The sequence below is a fragment of the Sulfitobacter undariae genome (assembly GCF_014196805.1).
In the GTDB taxonomy this organism is placed as follows: Bacteria; Pseudomonadota; Alphaproteobacteria; order Rhodobacterales; family Rhodobacteraceae; genus Sulfitobacter; species Sulfitobacter undariae.
The window spans coordinates 227,388-252,657 of the sequence record NZ_JACIEI010000003.1 but is presented as its reverse complement, the minus strand read 5'-3'; the positions used below and the strand labels follow the sequence as shown (position 1 = coordinate 252,657).

General features: G+C 55.2%; 21 protein-coding genes. 12 read left to right on the top strand and 9 right to left on the bottom strand.

Annotated elements, in window-relative coordinates; genetic code table 11:
* Positions 1–50: 50 nt before the first annotated feature.
* The 7 genes from GGR95_RS07025 to GGR95_RS06995 all read right to left on the bottom strand — a co-directional run bounded on the left by GGR95_RS07025 (position 51) and on the right by GGR95_RS06995 (position 7,995).
* Positions 51–623 (bottom strand): holin family protein, encoded by a 573-nt coding sequence (locus tag GGR95_RS07025; RefSeq protein WP_184564210.1) that lies wholly within the window; start codon positions 621–623, stop codon positions 51–53.
* Complete coding sequence (locus GGR95_RS07020; protein ID WP_184564208.1) at positions 614–1,225, bottom strand: holin-associated N-acetylmuramidase; 612 nt, start codon at positions 1,223–1,225, stop codon at positions 614–616. The genes GGR95_RS07025 and GGR95_RS07020 overlap by 10 nt, the downstream gene beginning before the upstream one ends.
* A 72-nt stretch (positions 1,226–1,297) precedes the next feature.
* Positions 1,298–1,741, bottom strand: coding sequence for a cytochrome c maturation protein CcmE (gene ccmE, locus GGR95_RS07015; protein ID WP_184564206.1), 444 nt, complete (start codon positions 1,739–1,741; stop codon positions 1,298–1,300).
* 16 nt (positions 1,742–1,757) lie between these two features.
* Positions 1,758–2,786, bottom strand: a complete 1,029-nt coding sequence (gene argC / locus GGR95_RS07010) for an N-acetyl-gamma-glutamyl-phosphate reductase (protein WP_184564204.1) — start codon at positions 2,784–2,786, stop codon at positions 1,758–1,760.
* Between the two features lie 48 nt (positions 2,787–2,834).
* Positions 2,835–3,644 carry a glutamate racemase gene (locus GGR95_RS07005; protein ID WP_184564202.1) on the bottom strand — a complete coding sequence of 270 codons (810 nt, stop codon included), beginning with the start codon at positions 3,642–3,644 and terminating at the stop codon, positions 2,835–2,837.
* Between the two features lie 9 nt (positions 3,645–3,653).
* Positions 3,654–4,541 (bottom strand): lysophospholipid acyltransferase family protein, encoded by an 888-nt coding sequence (locus GGR95_RS07000; RefSeq protein WP_184564200.1) that lies wholly within the window; start codon positions 4,539–4,541, stop codon positions 3,654–3,656.
* 52 nt (positions 4,542–4,593) lie between these two features.
* On the bottom strand, positions 4,594–7,995 hold the full coding sequence (locus GGR95_RS06995; RefSeq protein WP_184564198.1) for an indolepyruvate ferredoxin oxidoreductase family protein: 3,402 nt from the start codon (positions 7,993–7,995) through the stop codon (positions 4,594–4,596).
* Positions 7,996–8,179: 184 nt separating this feature from the next.
* On the opposite strand from GGR95_RS06995, the gene GGR95_RS06990 reads away from it, so the two are divergent.
* Both GGR95_RS06990 and purL read left to right on the top strand, forming a co-directional pair.
* Positions 8,180–9,076 carry a LysR family transcriptional regulator gene (locus tag GGR95_RS06990; RefSeq protein ID WP_184564196.1) on the top strand — a complete coding sequence of 299 codons (897 nt, stop codon included), beginning with the start codon at positions 8,180–8,182 and terminating at the stop codon, positions 9,074–9,076.
* A gap of 310 nt (positions 9,077–9,386) precedes the next feature.
* Positions 9,387–11,546 carry a phosphoribosylformylglycinamidine synthase subunit PurL gene (purL, locus tag GGR95_RS06985; protein WP_184564194.1) on the top strand — a complete coding sequence of 720 codons (2,160 nt, stop codon included), beginning with the start codon at positions 9,387–9,389 and terminating at the stop codon, positions 11,544–11,546.
* 18 nt (positions 11,547–11,564) lie between these two features.
* Here the strand turns inward: purL and GGR95_RS06980 are convergent, their stop codons facing one another.
* Both GGR95_RS06980 and GGR95_RS06975 read right to left on the bottom strand, forming a co-directional pair.
* Positions 11,565–12,830, bottom strand: a complete 1,266-nt coding sequence (locus GGR95_RS06980) for a vWA domain-containing protein (RefSeq protein WP_184564192.1) — start codon at positions 12,828–12,830, stop codon at positions 11,565–11,567.
* A gap of 45 nt (positions 12,831–12,875) precedes the next feature.
* Entirely contained in the window at positions 12,876–13,781 is a 906-nt protein-coding gene (locus GGR95_RS06975; RefSeq protein ID WP_184564190.1) for an AAA family ATPase, read from the bottom strand.
* A 258-nt stretch (positions 13,782–14,039) separates the two neighbouring features.
* On the opposite strand from GGR95_RS06975, the gene GGR95_RS06970 reads away from it, so the two are divergent.
* From GGR95_RS06970 to GGR95_RS06925, 10 genes are all read left to right on the top strand, one after another.
* Positions 14,040–15,080 (top strand): glycosyltransferase family 2 protein, encoded by a 1,041-nt coding sequence (locus GGR95_RS06970; RefSeq protein ID WP_184564610.1) that lies wholly within the window; start codon positions 14,040–14,042, stop codon positions 15,078–15,080.
* Positions 15,077–15,706, top strand: a complete 630-nt coding sequence (locus tag GGR95_RS06965; protein ID WP_184564188.1) for a sulfotransferase — start codon at positions 15,077–15,079, stop codon at positions 15,704–15,706. Before GGR95_RS06970 ends, GGR95_RS06965 begins: the two co-directional genes overlap by 4 nt.
* Positions 15,706–18,084: a glycosyltransferase family 2 protein gene (locus tag GGR95_RS06960; protein ID WP_184564186.1), complete on the top strand. Its 2,379-nt coding sequence runs from the start codon at positions 15,706–15,708 to the stop codon at positions 18,082–18,084. Before GGR95_RS06965 ends, GGR95_RS06960 begins: the two co-directional genes overlap by 1 nt.
* 235 nt (positions 18,085–18,319) lie before the next feature.
* The gene (locus GGR95_RS06955; protein WP_184564184.1) at positions 18,320–19,258 is read left to right on the top strand and encodes a phosphoadenosine phosphosulfate reductase; all 939 of its coding nucleotides are present in this window, start codon (positions 18,320–18,322) and stop codon (positions 19,256–19,258) included.
* Positions 19,259–19,319: 61 nt separating this feature from the next.
* On the top strand, positions 19,320–20,351 hold the full coding sequence (gene pyrC / locus GGR95_RS06950; protein ID WP_184564182.1) for a dihydroorotase: 1,032 nt from the start codon (positions 19,320–19,322) through the stop codon (positions 20,349–20,351).
* Positions 20,352–20,409: 58 nt separating this feature from the next.
* Positions 20,410–21,087 carry an orotate phosphoribosyltransferase gene (locus tag GGR95_RS06945; RefSeq protein WP_184564180.1) on the top strand — a complete coding sequence of 226 codons (678 nt, stop codon included), beginning with the start codon at positions 20,410–20,412 and terminating at the stop codon, positions 21,085–21,087.
* A gap of 140 nt (positions 21,088–21,227) precedes the next feature.
* Positions 21,228–22,724, top strand: coding sequence for a replicative DNA helicase (locus tag GGR95_RS06940; RefSeq protein WP_184564178.1), 1,497 nt, complete (start codon positions 21,228–21,230; stop codon positions 22,722–22,724).
* Between the two features lie 117 nt (positions 22,725–22,841).
* Complete coding sequence (gene alr, locus GGR95_RS06935) at positions 22,842–23,876, top strand: alanine racemase (RefSeq protein WP_184564176.1); 1,035 nt, start codon at positions 22,842–22,844, stop codon at positions 23,874–23,876.
* 14 nt (positions 23,877–23,890) lie between these two features.
* The gene (locus GGR95_RS06930) at positions 23,891–24,322 is read left to right on the top strand and encodes a paraquat-inducible protein A (protein WP_246423313.1); all 432 of its coding nucleotides are present in this window, start codon (positions 23,891–23,893) and stop codon (positions 24,320–24,322) included.
* A gap of 138 nt (positions 24,323–24,460) precedes the next feature.
* Positions 24,461–25,267 carry a DNA repair protein gene (locus tag GGR95_RS06925; RefSeq protein ID WP_184564172.1) on the top strand — a complete coding sequence of 269 codons (807 nt, stop codon included), beginning with the start codon at positions 24,461–24,463 and terminating at the stop codon, positions 25,265–25,267.
* The last annotated feature ends 3 nt before the right edge of the window (positions 25,268–25,270 follow it).

Below are 25,270 nucleotides of genomic sequence, written 5' to 3'. Positions count from 1 at the left end.
TGATTTCACCTGATCCGCTAACAGTGGTCAAAGAGCCGCAGGTCTGAACCTCAATGTGCGGCCTTCCACGCCACCAGCGCCGGATTGTCATCAGGTTTGATCGCCACAGCATCCAACCGGGCATCTGTGCCTGTATCCGCAACACCCGCAGACTCGGCGCGCAGGCCACCGATCATTTCTATGTTTTGAACAGCCCGAGGCACCTGCTGTACAGCGCTAACAATACCACGATGATACTCTTGCGACTTCATCTGATGCCGTGCTCCAAAGTAAAACGACACGATCACCCCCAGCAGCCACCAAAGCGGCTCTGGCACCAAGGCGATCCCCTGCATCCGCTGAGCGAACCATAAGGGCGACACCATCGCCGAGATAAACAGACCCAAAGTTCCCAGCGCCATTGCCGGACGCGGCAAGCGATTCAAACCATCCATAAACCGATCAAAACCACCGCTCCGTGCGGCGCGAAACTCTTCGCCATATTGCCCCATCGCCTGCCCCTGCACCTGCGCATTACGCGCGCCACCCGCGTCAGCATTTTCGCGAAACACCTCAACTGTCTCTCGGATCACGTTACGCTCTCCGCCAAAGACAACATTCAAAAAACGCCCCATCATCCCCATTGCTGCGTCCTCGCTTTGAATTCGGCATCCGTCATATGGTATTTGGGCGCAATGAATTCCTCTGCGCGTTTGATCCACCCACCTTTGCCCCCCGCCAGCGTACGGGCGTATTTCCGGCTTGCCGTGCGGCGGTCCGCAAGACGAAAGTAATAATTTCGCCGCGCAATGCCATAGGCGTTCACCACCTCGTCGGGCGCAGCACCAAAGGCCACACGCACGGCTGCAAAACTCTGCGGCCCCAGCACGCCGTCAACAGCAACGGCATAGCCCATATCCACCAAAAGCTGTTGCAGAATTTTCACCGCATTACTGCCTGCGTTCACATACATGTCAAAAACCGATGGCTGCAGTGCCGCAGGAAGTTCGGCAATACGCGGGCTGTTGAAGTAATGTTCTAGAAAAATTTCAATCGCTTGCGCCCGCGTCAGGCGCTTGACGTCCACGGCGGTGATACTGCCGTCGCGGTCCAGATCAAGCCCCAGACGCCGCATAGTGTGGATGGTCACACCAAAATTAGTTGCGCCACCCGGGTCATCGGGATCGTTCACATACCCGCCTTCGCGGTTTACAATCTCTTGTGCAATCTGCCTGACAGTCGCCATGGATTTCCCCTTTTCCAGTCGGGGAAATCAAGCGCCAAAATAGTTAATACCCGCTAAGCCGAGCGTACGCTTCTAGCTGTCAGGCTCTTTGTAGACGCCTTGTGCTTTCAACGCGTCTACGACCTCTTTTGGCATGTAAGTTTCATCATGTTTGGCAAGGATTTCAGTGGCTTCGAAGACCCCGTTGATATAACGGCCCGTCCCCACCATGCCTTCATTCTCACCAAAAAGATCAGGCAACACCCCTGTAAAAACCACTGGAACACTGGCACCACCATCGGTCACCGAGAAGCTGATCTGCTCGCCTTGACCACGCTTCAACGTGCCTTCTTCCACCAAGCCGCCAATGCGAAACACCTCACTTGGCGCAGGCGGTTCCGCCATAACTTGGCTGGGGGCGCGGAAAAAATTGATCCCGTCCCGCATCCCGTAACCGATCAAGGCAGTTGAGCCGATAAGGGCCACAACCGCCACAGCGATCAGTTGAATTCGGCGCTGTTTTTTCAGGCTTTTCATACAGACCTCATATGCATCATGGGAACAGGGGTGCCATCATCAGGCCTTCGGTCTCATCAATGCCCAACATCAGGTTCGCGTTTTGCAAGGCTTGGCCAGATGACCCTTTGGTCAGATTGTCCAGCGCAGCGATCACAGTTGCACGGCCAGACGTCCGGTCACCGCTGACCCCGATGTGGCAGAAGTTCGAGCCCCGAATATGCCGCGTAGAAGGTGCCTCGCCATAAGGTAGTACCACGATAAACGGTTCATCCGCATAGGCCGCTTCCAATGCTGCGTGCATGGCCTGCGGATCACCTTTGACATAGCAGGTCGCTAAAATACCTCGGTTTGCAGGCACCAAATGTGGCGTAAATTGAACCTTCACAGGCCGCCCTGCCAACGCGGAAAACTCCTGATCGAATTCACCCAAATGACGGTGCGTACTGCCCAACGCATAGGCATGATAGCCCTCGGACAACTCGGCATGCAGCAGGTTTTCTTTCAAAGCACGGCCCGCACCCGATACGGCACATTTCAGGTCTAGAATGATATCATCCAGATCAATTAGCCCTGCACTGATCAGCGGCCGAAGCGCAAACTGGCCCGTCGCGGCGTTACAGCCTGTTCCCGCCACCAAACGCGCCGCTTTAATTTCTGTGCGGTAGAACTCGGACAAGCCATAAACAGCCTCGGCTTGCTGCTCCAATGCCGCATGCGGATTACCGTACCAGCGCTGGTACTCCTCAGGGTCACGCAACCGGAAATCAGCGGAAAGATCCACAATCTTCAAATCTTTGGGCAATTGCGCAATCACCTCTTGCGAGGTTTTATGCGGCAAAGCGCAAAAGCACAGATCAATCTGTGAGAAATCAATTTCTTCCATGGTTACCAAATCAGGCAGGTCCAGATGGCGAAGATGTGGGAACACCGATGCCATGCTCTGCCCTGCTTTGGAATTACCACCCAAAGATTTGATTGTCATAGAAGAATGTCCAGCAATCAGCCGGATCAACTCTGCGCCCGTGTAACCCGAAGCGCCCAGAATAGCGATATTGTAAGTCATGATGTGTCGTCCTGAAAAAACGTGTTTTGCGTATTGAATCTTGCGCCCTCAGGCTGCGGTAAAGGTCAACGGTCGTCGCAAAAACTGGGTCGCGCGGTCACTGACGCGTTTGGGATCGCCTGTGGTCAAAAACGCGGCATTGCCACTGCCAGTCTTGTCAGGGTGACGGATCAGATAATCCGCAAGGCTTTCTGCCACCAGATCAGCCTGCGAAAACACGGCAACATCCGCGCCCAAAGCGTCTTGGAAAGTGGATTTCAGCAGCGGATAATGTGTGCAGCCCAGAATGGCCGCCTGAGGTTTGGGCATTTTGCGCATCAAGGCGTCCACATGGCTGCGCACCAGTGCTTCGGCAAGGATCATATCCCCGTCCTCAATCGCGTCCACGACACCACCACAGGCCTGCGCCTCAACGTCCACACCAATCGCACGGAACGCCAGTTCCCGCTGGAACGCACGGGTCGCAACGGTGGCGGGTGTGGCAAATAGCGCCACATGGTTCACGCCGACTTCGCGTGGCGGTGAGTTATCACCCCACTGCCGTTCGGTCAGCGCCTCGATCAAGGGCACAAAGACGCCCAGCACACGTTTGCCTTCTGGCACCCAGCTTTCTTGCATACGGCGCAGCGCAGCCGCAGAGGCGGTGTTGCAGGCCAGAACAACCAGATCGCAGCCAGCATCAAATAGGCGCTGGGTGGCGGAAACGGTCAGATCATAGATGTCGTCCGCACTACGCACACCATAAGGCGCATGGGCACTATCGGCCAAATACACAAATTCCTGATCGGGAAGACGGGCCTGAACAGCATCCCAAATGGTCAACCCGCCCAATCCACTGTCAAAAATGCCTACCGCCATATGCGCGCCCTACCGGCTGCGATGCCGGTCCTCGAATTCATACCCCGCATCAAAGGATTTGAGCGGCTCTGGGGCCAACTCATACGTGGCTTTGCGCAGGAAATCCATCATACCTTTTGCATCATTTGACATCGGCTTCAAAACGTCGCGGTTGATCGGCTCTCCGATGACCATGCGCACAGGCGTATCCACCCGCTTGCGGAACTCTTTAATCAACAACCCCATACGCAACGTGGCATGTAAGTGGCTGGCAATTTGGAACATTCTGCTGGTATGGCCATCAAAATAGATCGGCAATATCGTGGCATCGGACTTGGAAATCATCCGCGCGGTAAAGCTACGCCAGTTCGGGTCCATGGGATGTGAAAACGGCTTCACCCCCGTGCTAACCGTGCCACCCGGAAATATCCCCACGGCCCCGCCATTGCCCAGAGACTCCAGCGCGGTGCGCCGCGTTTCAAGATTCATCGCAACGGCTTCTTTGGTCTCCGCAAAGTTGATCGGCAGGATGCTGCTTTGTAACTCTGAGACTTTCCCAAAAACTGAACTCGCCATGATCTTGAAATCAGGGCGTGTGCGGCTCAGGACGTGCCCCATCATCAGCCCGTCCAAAATCCCATAAGGATGGTTGGCAATAACAATCAGCGGCCCTTGGCGGGGTACATTGCTCAGCGCACTAGCAGCCACATCAAGGGTCAAACCATAACGCTCAGCCATGACCTCAAAGAAATTAGCCCCAGCCGCCAGTTGCGCTTCATAGCCGCGTGCCCGTTTGATCAGGCCAATACGGCCCGTTGCGTTCTCCATCAGACGAATGACAGCTTGGCCACTGCGGGTCTGTGCAGACCATGCATAGCTTAGATCACGGGCGGTGGGCGGCAGTTGCATCAGGGACATATTTCAATCCTTTTTTATGCAACTAGCCTTTTTTTGTTACACTTTCATTGCGCTACTCTGCTGCGCGCGCAAGTGGTGCACCCCCTGAACGGATTACCGCCAATATCTCTTCGCGACGCTTGGCTGCAGTTGCCTCATTCTCCTGCTTAACAGGGCCGAACCCACGGATTTGCAATGGCAGTTTAGCCAATGCAACAATCGCTTCGCGCGTGTTATCATCCAGCTTCGGTAGAACATCACGCATGTCGGCTTCATATTGCGTGATCAAGGCGCGTTCCATTTTCCGCTCGGTTGTATAACCGAAAATGTCCAGCGGTGTGCCTCGCAGGCCTTTCATCCGTGCCATAAGGCGCAAAGGCCGTTCCAGCCACGGACCGAACTCACGCTTCAGTGGCCGCCCGTTTGATCCCATCTTGGACAGGATCGGCGGGGCAAGGTTAAAGGACATTTTGAAATCGCCCTCAAACTCGGCTTGCGCCTTTTCACGTGAGGACAGCAACAGCCGTGCGACTTCGTACTCGTCCTTATACGACAACAGCTTGTGATATCCCTCAGCCACCGCTTCACGCACTGCCAGATCGCTAATGCTATCCACCAGTTTGCTATAGCGTTTAGCCAGCCCGCTGCCTTGGTAGGCCGTCAGATGGTCACGGCGGAACGCAATCTTTTCGTCCAGCGTTTTGGGCAAGGACACCACATTACTAGGCTCCATGACCGCCTGTGCGTCGGCGGGAAACAGAACCGCCCAGCGCCCGATCTCAAACGCACGCAAGTTACGCTCAACCGCAGCGCCATTCAGACGGATTGCCTCGGTGATCGCTTCCAGCGTCAGGGGCACCAGCCCGCTCTGCCATGCACCACCAAAGATCATCATGTTGGAATAGATGCTATCACCCAGCGTGGCTTTGGCCAGATCAGAGGCGTCAAACATTGACAGCTTGTCTTTGATCCGCGCTTCCAACGCCAGCTCCAGACGGTCGTAGGGCAGTTGGAACTCTGTATCGCGGGTAAAATCGCCCGTGATAATCTGGTGGCTGTTCACCACCGCCCCTGTACGCCCTGTTGAGGTCAGGCCAAGTGTCTTGTTCCCTGCCGACACAACCAGATCACCACCGATCAGCGCGTCACATTCACCAGTGGCAACACGGATTGCGCTAATGTCCGAAGGCCTCTCCGCCAGACGGCAATGGATGCTCACCGCGCCGCCCTTTTGCGCGAGGCCAGCCATTTCCATCATGCCAGCACCTTTGCCATCGATCTGCGCAGCTTGGGCCAAAACGGCACCGATGGTCACAACGCCCGTACCGCCAACACCCGTGATTACCACGTTATACGTGCCATTGATTACCGGCAGATTAGGCTGCGGCAGATCAGGGATTTTCACCTCTGTTGTCGGGTCTTTGCGTACCGTAGCGCCTTCCAGCGTCACAAAGGACGGGCAGAAACCATTCACACAGGAAAAGTCCTTGTTGCACGACGATTGGTCAATCGCACGTTTGCGGCCCAGTTCCGTTTCAGCGGGCACGATGGATACGCAGTTCGATTGCACCCCACAATCGCCACAGCCTTCGCAGACATCCGTGTTGATGAACATCCGCTTGTCCGGATCAGGGAATGTCCCGCGTTTGCGGCGGCGGCGTTTTTCGGCGGCGCAGGTCTGGATATAGACGATAGCACTCACGCCTTCGACTTTGGCCAGACGCTCTTGCACAGATTGCAGGTCAGCACGCTCGTGAGTGGGTGTGCCTTTAAAGGCCGCAAAATCCACGTCTTCTTTTTCATCATAGACAACTTCAAGCGTCTTGATTCCCATCGCCTTCAACTCGGCCACGATACGCGGCGCCGTCAGATCGCCCTCGTTCTCTTGGCCGCCCGTCATGGCAACGGCATCATTATAGAGGATTTTATAAGTGATATTCGTTTTTGCCGCGATGGCCGCACGGATCGCCTGCACGCCTGAGTGGTTATACGTCCCGTCTCCAAGGTTCTGGAACACATGCGGCGTTGTGGAAAACGGCGCTTCGCCGATCCAATTCGCGCCCTCGCCCCCCATATGGGTAAAGCCGAATGTCTCACGGTCCATCCATTGCACCATAAAGTGGCACCCGATCCCCGCATAGGCACGACTGCCCTCTGGTACTTTGGTAGAAGAGTTATGCGGACAGCCCGAACAGAAATACGGCAGACGGCCTGCCAGTTCTTCGGCGTTATCCGCGCGTTTGGCATCTGCCAGATCGGCAAGCCCTTGGCGGATGCCATCAGTGCCGCGCCCTTCTTCGCACAGGACATTACCCAGCTTTTCAGCAATATCCACGGGGTCCAGCGCCCAACGCGCGCTAAAGAACTCCTCGCCGTTTTTACGCCCGCCATAAACACGGTGGCGCAAGTCATCGTCAAACAGTGCTTCTTTAATCTGCACTTCGATCAGTTTGCGTTTCTCTTCAACCACAACAATCAGATCAAGGTCTTCGGCCCAGTCATGAAAACCTTTCATATTCAGCGGCCATGTCTGCCCGACCTTATAGGTCGTGATGCCCAGACGGGCGGCCTCATCAGCATCAATGTTCAGCAAAGACATCGCATGCACCAGATCGAGATAGTTTTTACCCGCCGCGACAAAACCGATCTTGGCTTTGCTATCGCCCCAAACACGTTTGTCGATGCCATTGACATGGGCAAATGCTTCGGCGGCATAGCGTTTATAGTCAATCAGACGCGCCTCTTGCGCGATGCGCTCATCTACCAGACGGATGTTCAACCCGCCTTCGGGCATGCTAAAATCAGGCGTTACAAATTTCATCCGGTGCGGATCACCGTCCACAACCGATGTGACCTCGACAGTGTCTTTCATGGTCTTCAAGCCCACCCATAGGCCCGTATAGCGCGATAGCGCCCAACCATAGAGGCTGAAATCCAACACTTCTTGCACACCTGCTGGGGAAAGCACCGGCATATAGGCATCCACCATCGCAAAATCCGATTGGTGCAGCACGGTTGAGGATTCGCCCGTATGGTCATCGCCCATCGCCATGATCACACCACCATGCGTCGAACTGCCTGCCATATTGGCATGGCGCATCACGTCGCCTGTACGGTCCACGCCCGGTCCTTTGCCGTACCACAGGCCAAAGACACCGTCATATTTCCCCTCGCCGCGCACCTCGGCCTGCTGCGACCCCCAAATGGCGGTCGCGGCCAAATCTTCGTTCAGCCCCGCCTGAAAGGTAACCTGATGCTCTGCCAACTTCTTTTGGGCCCGCATCATTTGCAAATCCACCGACCCCAGAGGCGATCCGCGATAGCCCGTGACCAGACCCGCCGTATTCAGCCCCGCCGCCTTGTCGCGTTCGGCTTGCATCATAACGACTCGTACCAAGGCCTGCGTGCCATTCAGCAACACCGAGTTCTTGGTCAGATCAAAACGGTCATTAAGTGAAATTTTCTGCGTGGTCATGGCGTCCCTCCCAAGAAACCGGCAAGCATTAAGGCTTGCTTTAACTGCGTAGTATATAAGCACGATAGGTCACAAAAGCTGACCTGTATACAAATTTATGCAACCCCAGCGATTTTCCCCCTTAGTTTAGGGTGTTTCATGCGATGATTTAGGTTAAACAGGTATCTAACCAGAAAGGTACACGATGGATTGGGATAAACTGAGGATCTTCCACGCGGTCGCTGACGCGGGTTCACTCACCCATGCGGGGGATAAATTGAACCTGTCGCAATCCGCAGTCAGCCGGCAAGTGCGCGGGCTGGAAGAGCAACTGCACACCAATCTATTCCACCGCCATGCGCGGGGCCTCATCCTGACCGAACAGGGTGAATTGCTGTTTGACGCCACACGCGCCATGTCCAAACGCCTTGACGCCGCTGCAGCGCGTATCCGCGACAGCGAAGAAGAGGTCTTTGGCGAATTACGTGTGACCACCACCACTGGCTTTGGCACCCTATGGCTCGCGCCGCGTATGTCCAAACTCTATGAACAATACCCAGACCTCAAAGTCGATCTGATGCTGGAAGAACGTGTGCTGGACCTGCCAATGCGCGAAGCAGATGTTGCCATCCGCCTCAAAGAACCCTCACAAGCGGATCTGGTACGCAAACGCCTGATGACAGTGCGCATGTGCCTTTATGCCAGCCCCACCTACCTCGCGGCCAACGGCACACCTGAACAGCTTGAAGATTTTTCAAATCACCGCTTGATTTGCCAAAAGGCCGAAAGCAATCAAGTTGGCGCAGGGTTGCACCTGATCCAGCGCTTGATGATGCATGACATCAAATCTCTGCTGACCGTGAACAATTACTTCGGCGTTCTACAAGCCGTAGTGAATAATCTGGGGATTGGCGTTCTCCCCGATTATCTGACCCAAGACTTCCCCGACTTGGTCCGCATTTTACCTGATGTCAGATCAACAGAAGTCCCCGTGTTCCTTGCTTATCCAGAGGAGCTTCGGCAATCAAAACGGGTCGCTGCCTTCAAAGGTTTTGTCCAAGAGGAAATCATTAGCTACCGCAAGCTTCTCAAGGAAAGCTGAGGCAACCGAAGGTGAAGGCACACAAGCTATGCGCTGAGCGCATATCGGGCATGATCAACAACATTTAGAATCCGCCTTGATTATGGGCAACCTGCAACATATTTGGACTGCATAAGGATTGAGACGCTTCGTGTGTTTCGCCTTATACCTCCCTGTTGGACTTGGCCGGGCCTTTGTGCCCGGTCTTTTTTTGCCTGATCGTCAGATTTGTGCCCTTCAGCCCCCAAGCCATGTATAAACAGCCCTTCCCCATTGGCCACTCCTGCCCTAAGAGAGGGGCCAAGTTTTAACGCCTTCGGGGAGCGTCACCATGTCAGAACCAGAGATCACCCAAGAGATCATTTCCGCTCACGGGTTGAGCGATAGCGAATATCAAACCATTCTCGACCTGATGGGGCGCACCCCCAGTTTCACTGAGCTGGGTGTTTTCTCGGCCATGTGGAACGAACATTGCTCGTATAAATCCTCTAAGAAATGGCTGCGGACCCTGCCCGTCGATGGCCCACAGGTCATCTGCGGCCCCGGCGAAAACGCTGGCGTTGTTGATATCGGTGATGGTCAGGCTGTTGTGTTCAAAATGGAAAGCCACAACCACCCGTCCTACATTGAACCCTACCAAGGGGCCGCTACGGGTGTCGGCGGCATTCTGCGCGATGTTTTCACCATGGGCGCACGTCCTATCGCAGCAATGAACAGCCTTAGCTTTGGCGAACCCTCGCACCACAAAACCAAGCAACTGGTACATGGTGTAGTTGCGGGTGTTGGCGGCTATGGCAATTGCTTTGGTGTGCCCTGTGTCGGCGGTGAAGTGCGCTTTGACAAAGCTTACAACGGCAACTGCCTTGTGAACGCTTTTGCGGCGGGCCTGGCGGATGCAGATAAAATCTTCTACTCCGCCGCCTCTGGCGTTGGCATGCCTGTTGTCTATCTGGGCGCTAAAACGGGCCGCGACGGTGTCGGCGGCGCGACAATGGCCTCGGCCGAGTTTGACGACACAATTGAAGAAAAACGCCCCACAGTTCAGGTTGGTGATCCCTTCACTGAAAAACGCCTGATGGAAGCCACGCTAGAGCTGATGGCGACGGGTGCTGTTATCTCTATTCAAGATATGGGTGCTGCTGGTTTGACCTGCTCCGCTGTTGAGATGGGTGACAAAGGCAACCTTGGCGTGATCCTTGATCTGGAAAAGGTCCCGACCCGCGAAGAAAACATGACCGCCTATGAGATGATGCTCTCCGAATCTCAAGAACGCATGCTCATGGTTCTGCGCCCAGAGCTGGAAGCAGAGGCCAAAGCCGTATTTGACAAATGGGACCTCGATTTTGCCATCGTCGGCGAAACAATTGCCGAGGACCGCTTCATCATCCGCCTCAACGGCGAAGTGAAAGGCGACCTGCCGCTCAAAGCCTTGTCTGGCACAGCACCCGAGTATGACCGCCCATGGGTCGAGACCCCCGCAGCCGCACCGCTGGCGGATGCGCCCAGCATTGATGCCATTGACGGGTTGAAGGCGCTGCTTTCCTCGCCCAACTACGGCAGCAAAGCATGGGTGTTTGAACAATATGACACGATGGTCATGGGTGACAGCGCCCGCACACCGGGCTGGGGCGCAGGCATCATCCGCGTACACGGCACAGATAAATCGCTGGCCTTCACCTCCGATGTGACGCCACGCTATGTCAAAGCCAACCCCGTAGAGGGTGGCAAACAAGCTGTCGCCGAAGCATACCGCAACTTGACAGCCGTCGGCGCGACACCTTTGGCAACCACAGACAACCTGAACTTTGGCAACCCGGAAAAGCCCGAGATCATGGGCCAGTTTGTTGGCGCAATCAAAGGCATCGGCGAAGCGGTTGCTGCGCTGAACGTGCCAATCGTTTCGGGCAATGTGTCTTTGTACAATGAGACAGACGGCTCCGCGATCCTGCCAACCCCAACCATCGGCGCGGTTGGCTTGCTCAAGGCATCATCAGACATCATCGGCTTTGACGTACAGACGGGTCATGTGGCCTTGTTGTTGGGGGAAACCGCTGGCCATCTGGGTCAATCGGCCCTACTGGCCGAAGCCTTTGGCCGCATTGAGGGCGACGCGCCCCATGTTGATCTGACCGCCGAAGCCGCACACGGCGATTTCATCCGCGCGAACCACAAGGCAATCGCGGCCTGTACCGATCTGTCTGATGGCGGTCTGGCCGTCGCAGCCTTTGAGATGGCCAATCACGCGGGCCTTGGCCTTGCGATTGAAACGGGCGACACAGCGCAGCTGTTTGGCGAAGACCAAGCCCGCTACCTGATCGCAGCCACAGCGCAAAACGCTGCCGCACTGGCAACAGCCGCAGCCGCAGCGGGCCTGACCTTGACCCAAGTTGGTACATTTGGCGGTGATACGCTTGCCTTTGGCACCAGCTCGGCACCGCTGTCCGATCTAAGCGCCGCCTATAACAGCGCCTTCGCGGCAAACGTGACCTAAGATTATCTTCGGGGGCGTCTAGGCGCCCTCGATCATCCCCATCAGCCGTGCTTTTTCACCCACATCATCGGGCTTGGAAATTGCAGCGGCCAAAGCTTCCAGAGATTCAATAGAATGTCCCGCGCGAAAACTGTCCACATGCGGCAGCATGGCGCGGATACCCGCCGCTTTGGGCGCAAACCCGTCCCAGCGCAACAAAGGGTTGAGCCAGATCACCCGCCGCGCCGAAAGATGTAACCGCTGCATCTGACGCGCCAACGCAGCAGGATCATCGCGGTCCAGCCCGTCTGTGATCAATAACACCACCGCCCCCTGCCCCAGAACACGGCGTGACCAGTCGCGGTTGAAGGCATCCAGCGATTGCCCGATCCTTGTGCCGCCTTCCCAATCTTGCGCCTGCGCACCTGCGGCTTTCAACGCGGCATCCACATCACGGGTGCGCAAATGGCGGGTGATATTTGTCAGTTGCGTGCCAAAGGTAAACGCATGCACCTGCGCCCAGCCCGCGCCGCGTTCATTTGCAACGGCATGTAGGAAATGCAGGATGATACGGCTGTATTGGCTCATGGAGCCTGAAATATCGCAAAGCGCCACCAGATTGGGCCAGCGGGGTTTGGGCTTTTCGAGCGCCAGCGCGGTCATCTCGCCTCCTTGTCGCAAGGCACCACGCAAAGAACGGGCAGCATCAACGCGCCCCTGACCAAAACTGGCGCTGCTGCGCCGTGAAGGCAGCGGTTTGATCGGTAGTGAAAGACGGGCCAGCATGCGCTTGGCCTCGGCCACCTCGGCCAGACTCATCAATTCAAAATCCAACGTCTTGAGCCGTTCTGAAGGCGACATCGTCAGCGAGGCATCAACCTCAATCAGCGTTTCCTCTTCCTTTGGCGCGTCTGTTTCATCCTTTGGCGGTGCTTGTGCGCCGTCCAGCAATGCCTCGGCTGCGCGTTTTTCGGCCGCTTGGGCAGGCCGTTCTTCTTGCACGCCGCGAATGGCAGGCAGCATCGCCGCCATCATATGTTCCAGATACCGCGGATCACGCCAGTAAAGGCGAAAGAGCTGAGCAAAAATGCGCGAATGTTCGGGACGATTCACAAAACAGGCATGCAGCGTCCAGTAGAAATCACGTTTATCCGTGAACCCCGCCACCTGCACCGCACGAATGGCGTCAATCACCCGCCCCGGCCCAATGGGCAGCCCCCCACGGCGCAAAGCGCGGGCAAAATGCGTGATGTTCCCCGTCAGACGCGGGTTATCCGGCAGTTCAAGCGGGATATGCTCAACCATGGGGCATCATCCACCGGTAGGGTGGCGGGGATAGGGTCAGATGCCTCATGCGTCCAAACTGGCCCTTGCTTCGTCTAGCAGCCGTTTCGCTTCCGAGCCTTGCAGCTTGGCGATATCATCTTGGTACTTCAAAACCGCGCCAAGCGTGTCTGCGATGACTTCGGGGCTCAGCGTCAGAGCGTCCAGCGCCAACAGGCATTTCGCCCAATCAATGGTTTCGGCAACACCGGGTTTTTTGAACAGGTCTTCGGTACGCAGGCGCTGCACAAATGCAACCACTTCCCGGCTCAGCGCTTCTGAGGCTTCAGGCGCACGGGCATTGAGTATCTCCATCTCACGGTCGAAATCAGGGTAATCGACCCAATGATACAAGCAGCGACGTTTCAGCGCGTCATGCACTTCGCGCGTGCGGTTGGACGTCAGGATGACGATAGGCGGCTCGGGCGCTGTAATCGTGCCCATTTCAGGGATCGTAATTTGAAAATCACTCAGCGCCTCAAGAAGGAAAGCCTCAAACGGCGCATCCGTGCGGTCCAATTCATCAATCAACAAAATAGGTGCCCCGTTTTCATCGGGACGTAAGGCTTGTAACAACGGGCGCTCGATCAGAAAATCTTCGCTGAACAGCTCCGCATTAAGGGCTGCGCGATCTGTGCTACCTGTGGCCTCGGCGGTTTTAATAGCAACCATTTGCGCCGCGAAGTTCCATTCATAGACCGCTGTCGAAGCGTCCAATCCTTCATAACATTGCAAACGGATCAAACGGCGTCCCATCGCAGCAGCAAGCGCTTTGGCGATTTCGGTTTTCCCAACACCTGCTTCCCCCTCCAGAAACAACGGGCGGCCCAGCTTCAGACTTAGGAAAACAACCGTACCCAATGCACGGCTACAGACATAGCCTTGATCTGCCAGCATCTTTTGCACTGCATCTATGGATGAAATATCTGTCATCTGTCGCCTCCCCAGCATTTGACCTGCCCACAAGGCCACCGCTTCGCGTTTCGGTCAAGGCGTCACCGATAGATTTGTCACGATATACCATCCCCTTATGTCCGTAGATTGACGGGATTCGCGCAAAGTGGCATCGTATATGTAAGTAATTAAGAGGTTACGGGCCTAAATGGCACTGCGACCCGAAATATGAGGCGACAATGTTAAACCCCGAGCACTGCGCGGCGGCTTCCGATGGAGCGGCCAATGGCAAATGACCTGAAAATCACTGCGGTTACATGCGTAAAGAACGAAGGGCCATTTTTGCTGGAGTGGATCGCCTATCACCAATGCATCGGCGTCACAGATTTTCTGTTCTACTCCAACGATTGTGACGACGGCACGGACACCCTGCTGAATGCACTGCAAGAACTGGAACATGTCCAACACCTGCCCAACCCTGCCGAGGGTCGCAATTACCAGATGGAAGCGCTTAAAGACGCGAAAAAGCGGGACATCGTGCGCAATGCCGATTGGGTCTGGATTGCAGATGTCGATGAGTTTCCGAACATCCATGTCGGCGATCACAGCCTGCCTGCATTGATAGAGGCCTGCGGTAATCCGCAAGCGATCAGTTTAAATTTTCAGTTTTTCGCCAACAACGATATCGAGACATTCCAAGACCGCCCCGTGATCAAACAATTCACCCACTGCCACAACCCCGACATCTGGCGCGGCGAAGCAGCGATTGAAGTCAAGACACTGGTCCGTCAGGATTTTCCGCTCAAATACTACGGTGCGCATCGCCCGTTTTCTCGGGACAATGTGCAATCCAGCGCGCTCCTCGAATGGACAGACGGCGCAGGCCGCAAAGTGCCAAACCGTTTCCTTACCGCCGCCTTGCCACGCCACATCCGTTGCTTTCCTGCGGCCGGATCGCGGAAGTTTGCGACCCTCAATCACTACGCTCTGCGCAGTATGGATAGCTATTTGGTCAAAAATGACCGTGGCGATGTGAACCGCGAAAATCGCGCGTTTGACGATATCTATTGGCGTGAACGCAACGATCCCGCTTGGGAGGATACGTCAATCCACCGCTACCTGCCTGCAATGACCGCCCGTATGGACGCCCTCAAGGCGCAAGCCAACATCGGCACCTTGCATGAGGCCAGTGTTGCCGCGCATATCGCACGCCGTGATGCGCTGTTGGAACAAAAGGTATACCGTGACATGCAAACACAATTGCGGACGGCGTCCAAACTTCCGCCGCAAGAAGAGGCGATACTGCGTGAACTGGGACTATGGGAGGAAGTGGTATGAGCACCCTCAAAGTTGTGAACCTTGGCTTACCTAAAACCGGTACAACGTCACTTGCCCACGCCCTGAAGGTTGCTGGGTATCTCGTCGCAGATCACCGCATCCGTCCACGCCAGACCAACGCGGCGCATCTCAAAGACGCCTTTGTGGCAGATGTACTATATCAGGGGTATTTCCAAAGCGGAGACCCGGGCGCGCTGTTTGAGGATTTTACAGCCCTCACCGAATTAAGCTGCCTGCGGCAAGGGAAATCCCTGTGGCCGCAAATGGATTTCGCTCTGATTGATGCCATTCGCAAACACCACCCCGACGTGCGCTTTGTCGCCTCGCGCCGCGACAGTTGGGACCTGTCACAATCCATGCTGGCGTGGTCTGACTTGGGCACAGATAGGTTACCGAAATCGGGCATTCCCGGCCTGCCCGAGGGCTATGGCGAAACCTCACGCGAACGCATCCAGTGGATCGACGGGCATTACGCGCACCTAGACGTTATATTTTCCGGTGACCCGTCATTTCTGGCTTATGACGTTTCGGATACAGGCGCCCAATCCGCCGTGGCGGCACATCTTGGTACAGAGTTACCATGGTGGGGGCGCGCCAACGCGAACCGAAAATATAGAACAGAGTAATGCGCATTTACCTTCACATTGGCCCTGACGAGACAGGCGCCGAACGCGTCCAATCTGTGCTGGCAGAAAAGCGCGCACAATTGCAGCGCAGCGGCATTCTATTTGCCCGTAGCCCCGGCGTTAAAAACCATGCACGTTTGTTCATTGCTGCTACAGACCCAGATCATATAGACCATCTTCGTTATAGCCGTGGATATGTTACACCGCAAAAACAAGAAACGCTGCGTGCCTCTGTTGTCGCGGGTTTGGCCCGCGAGGTTGAAAACAAAAAACCTGACACACTGATCCTGTCATGTGCGGACCTCGGCAACAGCTTGCGCACCACATCCGAGCTTGAACGTTTACGTGCCATGCTTGCCCCTTTGTCCAAAGACATCCGCGTGATTGCTCATGTTGATTCGCCTGCACGTATGCTGTCACGTGCCTATGCTACACAAATTTTGCGGGGGCGCGGCCTCAGCTTACAGGCCGAATTCGATCTGGTAACACAAAGTGACTGGTGGCAAGCCGCCTTGGAAGCCTGCCCACAGATCACCCCGGAAAGGGGCGTTTTTGCAGAGACCCAATCCCCTATTCACTGGCTGGACTTACCTGCATTGGTGACGTTCTGGGAAGGCACATTTGGTAAAGGCAACGTCGCACTCCACAGCTATGACGAAGATCGTTTTACCACACCTGATGTGACAGAAGACATCGCACGCGCCTTTGACATCAAAGAGCCTCTGGGCAAAGCCGCGGCGACCTCACTCCCCACCCCGATGAGCGCTGCCGCCCTGACGCGGGGCCGGCAGTTAAATGCCCTGATCCTAAAGGTACTTGCCAACGGCCAGCATACCCTGCCCCGCAAACTATGGCGCGGATTTGTGCAAGAAATAGCAGTAGAAGGCCCGCCTCTTGATTTGGCCAGCTTGGGCCCGATTACCCGGTATTTTGCACAAGGCTATGAAACCTTGCTCAAGCAGCATTCAGGGTTGAACGCCCACACATTCCACCCTCCAGCCAGTGCCCCGACTCCGAATGAGAGCTGGACCGAAGCCGATCCGCTCTATGGCTTTCGCCCCTCGCAATACCTGCTTGGGCTTATGTGGCGTATCAACAAAGCCGCCCGTGAAGAAAGATCTAAACAAGGCGATGATCTGGCCCCTACGGCAAGCGCACCAGCAGATGTGACGCCCCGCCGCGACCAAAACGGGGAGAAGAGCACCACGCGCAAGCAGATGCCTCCTTTGAAGCCTAAAAAGGTCGAAAAGCTGCGCAATTCCCCCTTCGCTCCGCACAACGAAATGGGCACGGTTGATGAAACCACACTATCCGCCCCTTACACGCCGATGCCCCCGCGCAAACTACCCGAAGGCAACTCCGGCAATGTGATTGTCGGATGTATGAAAAACGAAGCCCCCTATATTGTCGAATGGGTCGCTTATCACCGCGCGATAGGGATCGATAATTTTCTCATCTATACAAACGGTTGCGAAGACGGGACCAGCGAAATTCTGGACCGGTTGCAAGACATGGGTATTCTTCAACATCGCAACAATGACGGATGGACAGGAAACTCGCCCCAGCAACACGCCTTGAACCTAGCCCAAGAAGAACCTCTGATCAAAAACGCCGAATGGATCACCCACATCGATGTGGATGAATTCATCAATGTCCGTTGTGGTAACGGCACCGTGCAGGATTTCTTTGACGCCGTGCCTGATGCCACCAATGTAGCCATGACGTGGCGGCTGTTCGGGCATAACGGCGTAACCAAGCTGAGCGACGACAGGGTCATTGACCAGTTTGATACCTGTGCCCCAAAATACTGCCCCAAACCGCATACGGTCTGGGGTTTCAAAACCATTTTCAAAAACATCGGGGCCTATGAAAAACTCTCATGCCACCGCCCAAACAAGCTACGTGACAATTTCAAAAAGAAAGTAAAATGGGTCAACGGGTCGGGCATGGACATGACAAGTGACCTTGCCGAAAACGGCTGGAGATCGTCCCAAAAGACCATCGGCTATGATCTTTTGCAACTAAATCACTATGCCTTGCGCTCCGCTGAGAGTTTCCTGATCAAACGCCAACGGGGCCGCGCCCTGCATGTGGATCGCTCGATCGGGATTAACTATTGGATTCGCATGGATTGGTCAGATTTCAAGGACGTCACGATTCAACGCAATTCACCTCGCATGACGTTAGAATATAACCGCCTGATGCAAGATGACGCACTGCGCGGCTGGCATAAAAAGGGCTTGCAGTGGCATCGTGCAAAGGCCGATGAGCTTCACATAAATCCCGAATTCGCGGACATCTATAAAGAGGCGCTGGCGTTCAAACTGACCGCAACCGAGCGTGTCGCATATGCCCTTATTCTCGACACAGAGAGCTAGGGAATCCCAGTAACGCCGCCTGTATCAATGTACCTGCGAGGATATCCCCCTTCCCAGCCTGTGTCACATAATGCTGCACGTTTCATGGTACATCATGCAAACCTTGGACGCAGAGAGGCCTTAAACACGCCTTAAAAATGAGACAATTCTCCGCAATTCTGCCCTATTCACTTGCTATCCAGCTGCCTGAAATGGCATGCAATCTACGCTAGGCCGAATAATTGAGGACGCGCAAATGGTCGACAAGAGCCTGAATTTCGAGACATCACTGGCGGGCATGAAAACAGCAGACTGGCTGATCGCTGTTGAAGAGCTCTGCGAAGAAAACGGCTACTTTGAGAAGTTGGGCAACCGCCATTATGCCGCCTTTGTCGAAAAATCTGCCACACTTCTGGTTTCTTTCGAGACACTTCAGGGCATTCCGGCACTCTCCCCCCTTGCACAGCCTTTGGGTTGGGAAATGATGCTGGGCCACGATTGGTCCAGTCTATGTATCACCTCTAACGGCGATACATGGTTTCGCGACCCCGACATCTACGCCTACTTTGACCGCTTGATTGATGACGGTTTCTTTGACGATTTCGAACAAGTTATTTTCTATGGCGCAGGCCCTTGTGCATACGCCGCTGCCGCTTTCTCTGTTGCCTCGCCCGAAGCCCTCATCCTTGCCGTTCAGCCCCAAGCAACGTTAGATCCCCGTGTAACAGAATGGGACGATCGCTTTATGACCATGCGACGGACCGATTTCACTTCGCGGTACGGTTTTGCACCCGATATGCTGGAGGGTGCTGCCAAAGCCTATGTGATCTATGACCCGAACGAACAACTGGATGCGATGCACGCGGCCCTTTTCACCCGCCCCTACATCCAAAAACTACGGATGCGCCATATGGGCAGTGCAATTCAAACCGACCTACTAGAGATGGGTCAGCTGGAGCCTCTGCTGCTCGCGATCTCGCAAAATACGCTTGATGATCTGAGTTTTGCAAAAATGATGCGTGCACGTCGTGAGCACTTGCCCTACCTGCGCAACGTGTTGAAAACCCTCGAAAGGAGTGGTCGCAAACAGTTGATCTATGCCTGGGCCCATAATGTTTCGTCACGCATGCGCGCGCCCCGTTTCAAAAATCGTCTAGAAAGCCTGCAGAAATCCATGGATCTGAGTGAAGACTAAGTAGGCCCCCGCCCGACAAAGACGACTAGCGCGGCCTGCCCTTGCGTGCTAGCACGCTGGCATGACACAAAAGCTCACGATCCGCCGTCCAGACGACTGGCACCTGCACCTGCGCGACGGCGATATGCTGCGCGCCGTGCTTCCTCACACCTCCCGCCACTTCGCCCGTGCGATCATCATGCCCAATCTGGTGCCGCCCGTGGTCACAGCCAATGATGCCCGCGCATACCGCGACCGCATCCTAGCCGCAGTACCTGAGGGCGATGATTTCACGCCGCTAATGACGTTGTATCTGACCGAGAACACCGATCCGGCAGACGTCGCGGCCGCCCATGCCGAAGGTCTTGTTAAGGCTGTAAAGCTCTACCCCGCAGGCGCGACAACCAATTCCGCCTCAGGCGTTGCCAACTTTAGCAACGTATCTAAAGTACTGGAAAAAATGGCAGAAATCGGCCTGCCATTATGTATGCACGGCGAAGTCACTGACGCAGACATTGATATCTTCGACCGCGAATCCGTTTTCATTGACCGTGTCCTTGACCCGATCCGCCGCGACCACCCAGAGCTGCGCGTGATCATGGAGCATATCACCACCTCCAATGCTGTGGATTATGTGCGTGCCAATGATACGAACCTCGGTGCGACCATCACAACGCATCATCTGGTGATCAACCGCAATCACATCCTCGTCGGCGGCATCAAACCACATTACTATTGCCTACCCGTTGCCAAACGCGAAGAACACCGCCTCGCTCTGCGCGATGCGGCTACTTCTGGCGATGCCCGCTTCTTCCTTGGCACTGATTCCGCACCGCACACAGATGCTAACAAATTGCTGCCGTGCGGCTGCGCGGGGTGCTTTACCGCGCCCAATACGATGGCCATTCTAGCCGAAGTATTTGAGCAGGATAACGCGCTGGACAAACTCGAAGCCTTCACATCGCTTAACGGCCCGGCATTTTACGGTTTGGCCCCAAACGAGGCGACGCTCACCCTGTCGCGCAATGCGCCTGAATATCCCAGCCATGTGGACACGCCTGAAGGCCCTGTCACCATCTTTGACCCCGCCATGCCGCTAAACTGGACAGTCTAACCGCTGTCCGGCGCTATTTTATCTCAATCCGCTGCTGTCACTCCAAGGACCGTCCGACATGATCCCCACGACCTACCCTGATGCCTCCGAAATCGCCCGCCTGACTGCCCGCATGTTGCTGGAAATCGGTGCAGTAAACTTTAACACCGATACGCCCTATACGCTGGCATCCGGCCTGCCATCGCCCAGCTATATCGACTGTCGCAAGCTGATCAGCTATCCGCGCATCCGCTCAACCTTGATGGATTTCCTAACCATCACAGTCATGCGCAACGCGGGGTTTGAGGCGTTTGACAACATCGCTGGTGGAGAAACCGCAGGCATCCCTTTTGCCGCTCTTGTCGCTGAACGTATGGCCCTGCCCATGACCTATGTGCGCAAAAAGCCCAAAGGCTATGGCCGCAACGCCCGTATTGAGGGCGATATGTCCGAAGGCCAGCGCGTGCTTTTGGTCGAAGACCTGACCACCGATGGCGGCTCCAAGCTCAGCTTTGTCGATGCGATCCGCGAGACAGGGGCAACCTGTGGCCATACGGCTGTCATTTTCTATTACGACATTTTCCCTGAAACGGAAAAGACCTTGGGTGACCACGGTGTGGCACTGCACCACCTGTGCACATGGTGGGATGTTCTGGCCGAAGCCAAAGCACAGGCAGCCTTCCCAGAGGCGACATTGAACGAGGTAGAAAAATTTCTCAAATCTCCTCGTGAATGGCAAGAAGCCCGCAAAGGCTGATACCAGATACAGGCGCACCTGCGTGGCAAAACACTAGATATAGCCACGCGGGCATCCGCCGAGATTTATCCACAAAAACATACAATTTGCGCAGCCTGCCCCCCTTCGCTATCACAACAGCGGGTAACAAGGGGCTCGCCATGAACGAAATATCATCACTGAACACCACAGGTATCGCCGTTCAGGCCGCCGAAACCATGCCCCACTCCATTGAGGCTGAACAGCAGCTTCTGGGTGCGATCCTTACCAACAACGATATTTATGACCGTGTTGCCTCCATCATCGGGCCAAAGCATTTTTACGATCCCGTTCATGCGCGCATTTTTGAGATTTCCGCTGCCCGTATTGCCAAAAACAACCTCGCCAGCCCTGTAACGCTTAAGGCGTTTATGGAAGATGACGAAGGGCTACAGGAACTGGGCGGCCCGACTTATCTGGCGCGTCTGGCAGGCGCTGCCATTTCCGCCTTTGCTGTGCGCGATTATGCGCAGATGATCTACGATTTGGCCGTGCGCCGTGATCTTATCACACTCGGGCGCGATATTTCTGCCAAAGCCGCCGTTGTCGACGTAGCAAACGAGCCACGTGAACAAATCGTCGAAGCAGAACAAGCGCTGTATAAACTAGCCGAACAAGGCCAGACCGAAAGCGGATTTCAGAGCTTTCTCAAAGCGGTAACAGATGCGGTCAACGTGGCCAACGCCGCCTATCAGCGCGACGGTGGACTCTCTGGTGTCTCGACGGGTCTGATTGACATGGATAAGAAACTGGGCGGTTTGCACCCGTCCGACCTTTTGATCCTCGCCGGTCGTCCCTCAATGGGGAAAACCTCGCTTGCGACGAACATCGCGTTCAACGTGGCCAAAGCCTATAAGCGTGGGCAGTTGGCCGATGGCACAGAGGGGGCCATCGATGGCGGCGTTGTCGGTTTCTATTCGCTGGAGATGAGCGCCGAGCAGCTTGCTGCGCGTATCCTTTCCGAAGCATCTGAGATCCCGTCACAACAGATTCGTTCGGGCGACATGACCGAATCCGAGTTCCGCCGCTTTGTTGATGCCGCCAAAGCACTGGAAGCCTGCCCGCTCTACATTGATGACACACCTGCCCTGCCGATTTCCCAGCTTGCCGCACGTGCGCGCCGCCTGAAACGGACACACGGGCTTGATGTGCTGATCATCGACTATCTCCAGCTTGTCCGTGGTACGGGCAAAAGCGAAAACCGCGTGAACGAGATTTCCGAGATCACGATGGGCCTCAAAGCCATTGCAAAAGAACTGCATATCCCCGTGATCGCCCTGTCCCAGCTCTCGCGTCAGGTGGAAAACCGCGAAGATAAACGCCCGCAACTGTCTGACCTTCGTGAATCAGGCTCGATCGAACAGGATGCGGATGTGGTTATGTTCGTGTTCCGTGAGGAATATTATAAAGAACGTGAAAAGCCCGGTGATCATGAGTTAGACAAAATGGCCGTGTGGCAAGAAGAGATGGAACGCCTACATGGCCGCGCCGAAGTGGTGATTGGTAAACAGCGCCACGGGCCCATCGGTACAGTTGAGCTGAGCTTTGAAGGGCGCTTTACCCGTTTTGGCAACCTCGCCAAGGCGTGGCAAAACGGCGAAAGCGAACCAGAGTATTGATCAGCCCACCAAAGGCCGCATGATTTTTATGCGGCCTTTTCGATTGCAGAGCGGCAATTCCCGTTTCACCTTCGCGCATGATCTTGACGCCACTGGTTAAAGTGTCAAAAACACACCATGAGCACAGCACATCTAACCATTGACCTGAACGCCATCACCGCCAACTGGCGCGCATTGGGCAAAATTTCACAAGTCGAAACCGCAGCAGTGGTAAAGGCCGATGCCTATGGGCTGGATGCGGGACGCGTTGCGAACCACCTTGCGGCCCAAGGCGCACGGCAGTTTTTTGTTGCCGTCGTTGAGGAAGGTGTGGCCCTGCGCCGTGCATTGGGGAACGGGCCTGTGATCTCTGTCTTTGCGGGGCATATGGCAGGCGATGCACAGGCCATCGCCAGCGCTAATCTGACCCCCATCATTAATTCTCTGGATCAAATGCTGCGCCATGTTGAGGCCCTGCCCGGCCATCCCTTTGGCATCCAGCTGGACACAGGTATGAACCGTCTGGGCATGGAACCTGCCGAATGGTCTGCGTTGCGTGATATTGCTTTGGCGCAAAAACCGACGCTGATCATGTCACACCTTGCCTGCTCGGATGAACCCGATCACCCGATGAACGAAGCCCAACGCCTTTCCTTTGAGGATATGACCGAAGGTCTGGATGTGCCGCGTTCGCTCTCTGCCACGGGCGGCACGCTATTGGGGCCTGATTATCACTTTGATTTAATCCGCCCCGGTATCGGGCTGTACGGTGGATTGCCGTTTACGGACGCCCTGCCTGTGGTCACACTGGATATCCCCGTCATCCAAACCCGCGACGTCATGACAGGTGAAACTGTCGGCTATTCAAACGCTTGGACCGCACAGCGGCCCTCCCGCGTTGCAACTATTTCTGCGGGTTATGCCGATGGCTTGATCCGCGCCATGGGAGCAAAGGCGATATTGCACGCAGGTGATATTGCCGTGCCGCTGATCGGGCGGGTGTCGATGGACCTGATGACTGTGGATATCACCGACTTGCCGGAAACCCCCGAAAGCTTGCAACTGATCGGCAAACATCAATCAGTAGATGCTGTCGCAGGTTTTGCTGGCACCATTGGATATGAAATCCTGACAAACCTTGGCGCACGATACAGCCGCGACTGGCGCACATGATACTGTTGCGCAGCATGAACCTGCTGTTGCTGGTGTTATATCCCATCGCATGGTTTGCCCCCTTGATGCGTGCGGGGTTGCTGCCGTTTTTTGGCCTAAGCGAAATTTCGGTGATGACGGGCCTGCAATCTCTTTGGGCTTCAGACATTTTTCTGGGTTTGGTTGTCACCCTGTTTGCGCTTTTTGCCCCCTACCTCAAAACCATCGGCCTTGCGCTGATCCACTTTGATTTACTCAATCCACGTGTTGAAAAAGTACTTGAGGTAATGGGCAAGCTGGCAATGGCCGATATCTTTCTGATTGCCCTCTATATTACCCTCACAAAAGGAATCGGCGTGGGGAGAATCGAAGTTGCTTGGGGTCTGTACCTCTTCACCTTTTGCATCCTTGCCTCTTTGTTCATCAGCTGGAAAACTCAACAAAGACCCGTCAAACTAGAGGATTAGCTGCCGAATGAACTACAATGGCGGTTTCCTGCACCTAATTTAAGACAAATTTTCCTTTGCAAGCCCCGAGCAGCCCTCTACCCTCACCCCATGCGGTTTTGAGCGATATTTTGCCCAAAGCTCTTCGGGGGAAGAAACATGCAGCACTTAAAAGCCGTGGGCTTTGTCATCCAGTATTTGATGCAGCGCTTGGCGTTGCTGTTTTTTGCCGCCCTTGCTGCCGCATTGACAACTGCCACCATCATGGCCGCATTGGGATATTGGCCGTGGGTTGAAATCTCGCTGAATTTCGGGGATCAACCTCTCGAAAATGCTGGCATGTATGTGCAAATCATAGCAACCGTTCTAGCCGCTGGCATTTGTTTTTTCCTGCCTGCCAATGCACGCATTATGCGGCTTGAGAATTCTCACCGCCACTTTACCGTCTCCATGGATGACGTTGCGCGTGCTTATGGTGCCGTCCATGCGGCGGACCGTGGCCGCACATTTCAACTGAGTTCAGAGTTTGACGCCGTGCGTGAGCGTCTGGCCTATCTGCGTGATCACCCTGATCTGAGTACGCTTGAACCTGCCCTGCTGGAAACCGCAGCACAAATGAGCCATATCAGCCGAGAATTGGCTGAGGTTTACTCAGATGAGAAAATTGGCCGCGCACGGGACTTTCTCAAGCAGCGCCAACAAGAGATCACTCAATTCAATGACCGCCTTGATCAGGCCAAGGCAATTTCGACCGAGATGAAGCATTGGCTGCATGAGGTTGAACTGGAGGAGAGCGTGGCAGCAGCGCAGTTGGCGCGTCTAACCGAAGAAATGAACGAGATTTTGCCGCAACTGGGCCGCGAAACCACCGTGCATTTTGAACCCGAAGTGCCTCGCGAGGCGCTGGAAATCGACAGCACTGCACTGGACAATAGCCTGTATGAGCTACCCAAAGCCGCGGAATAAGCG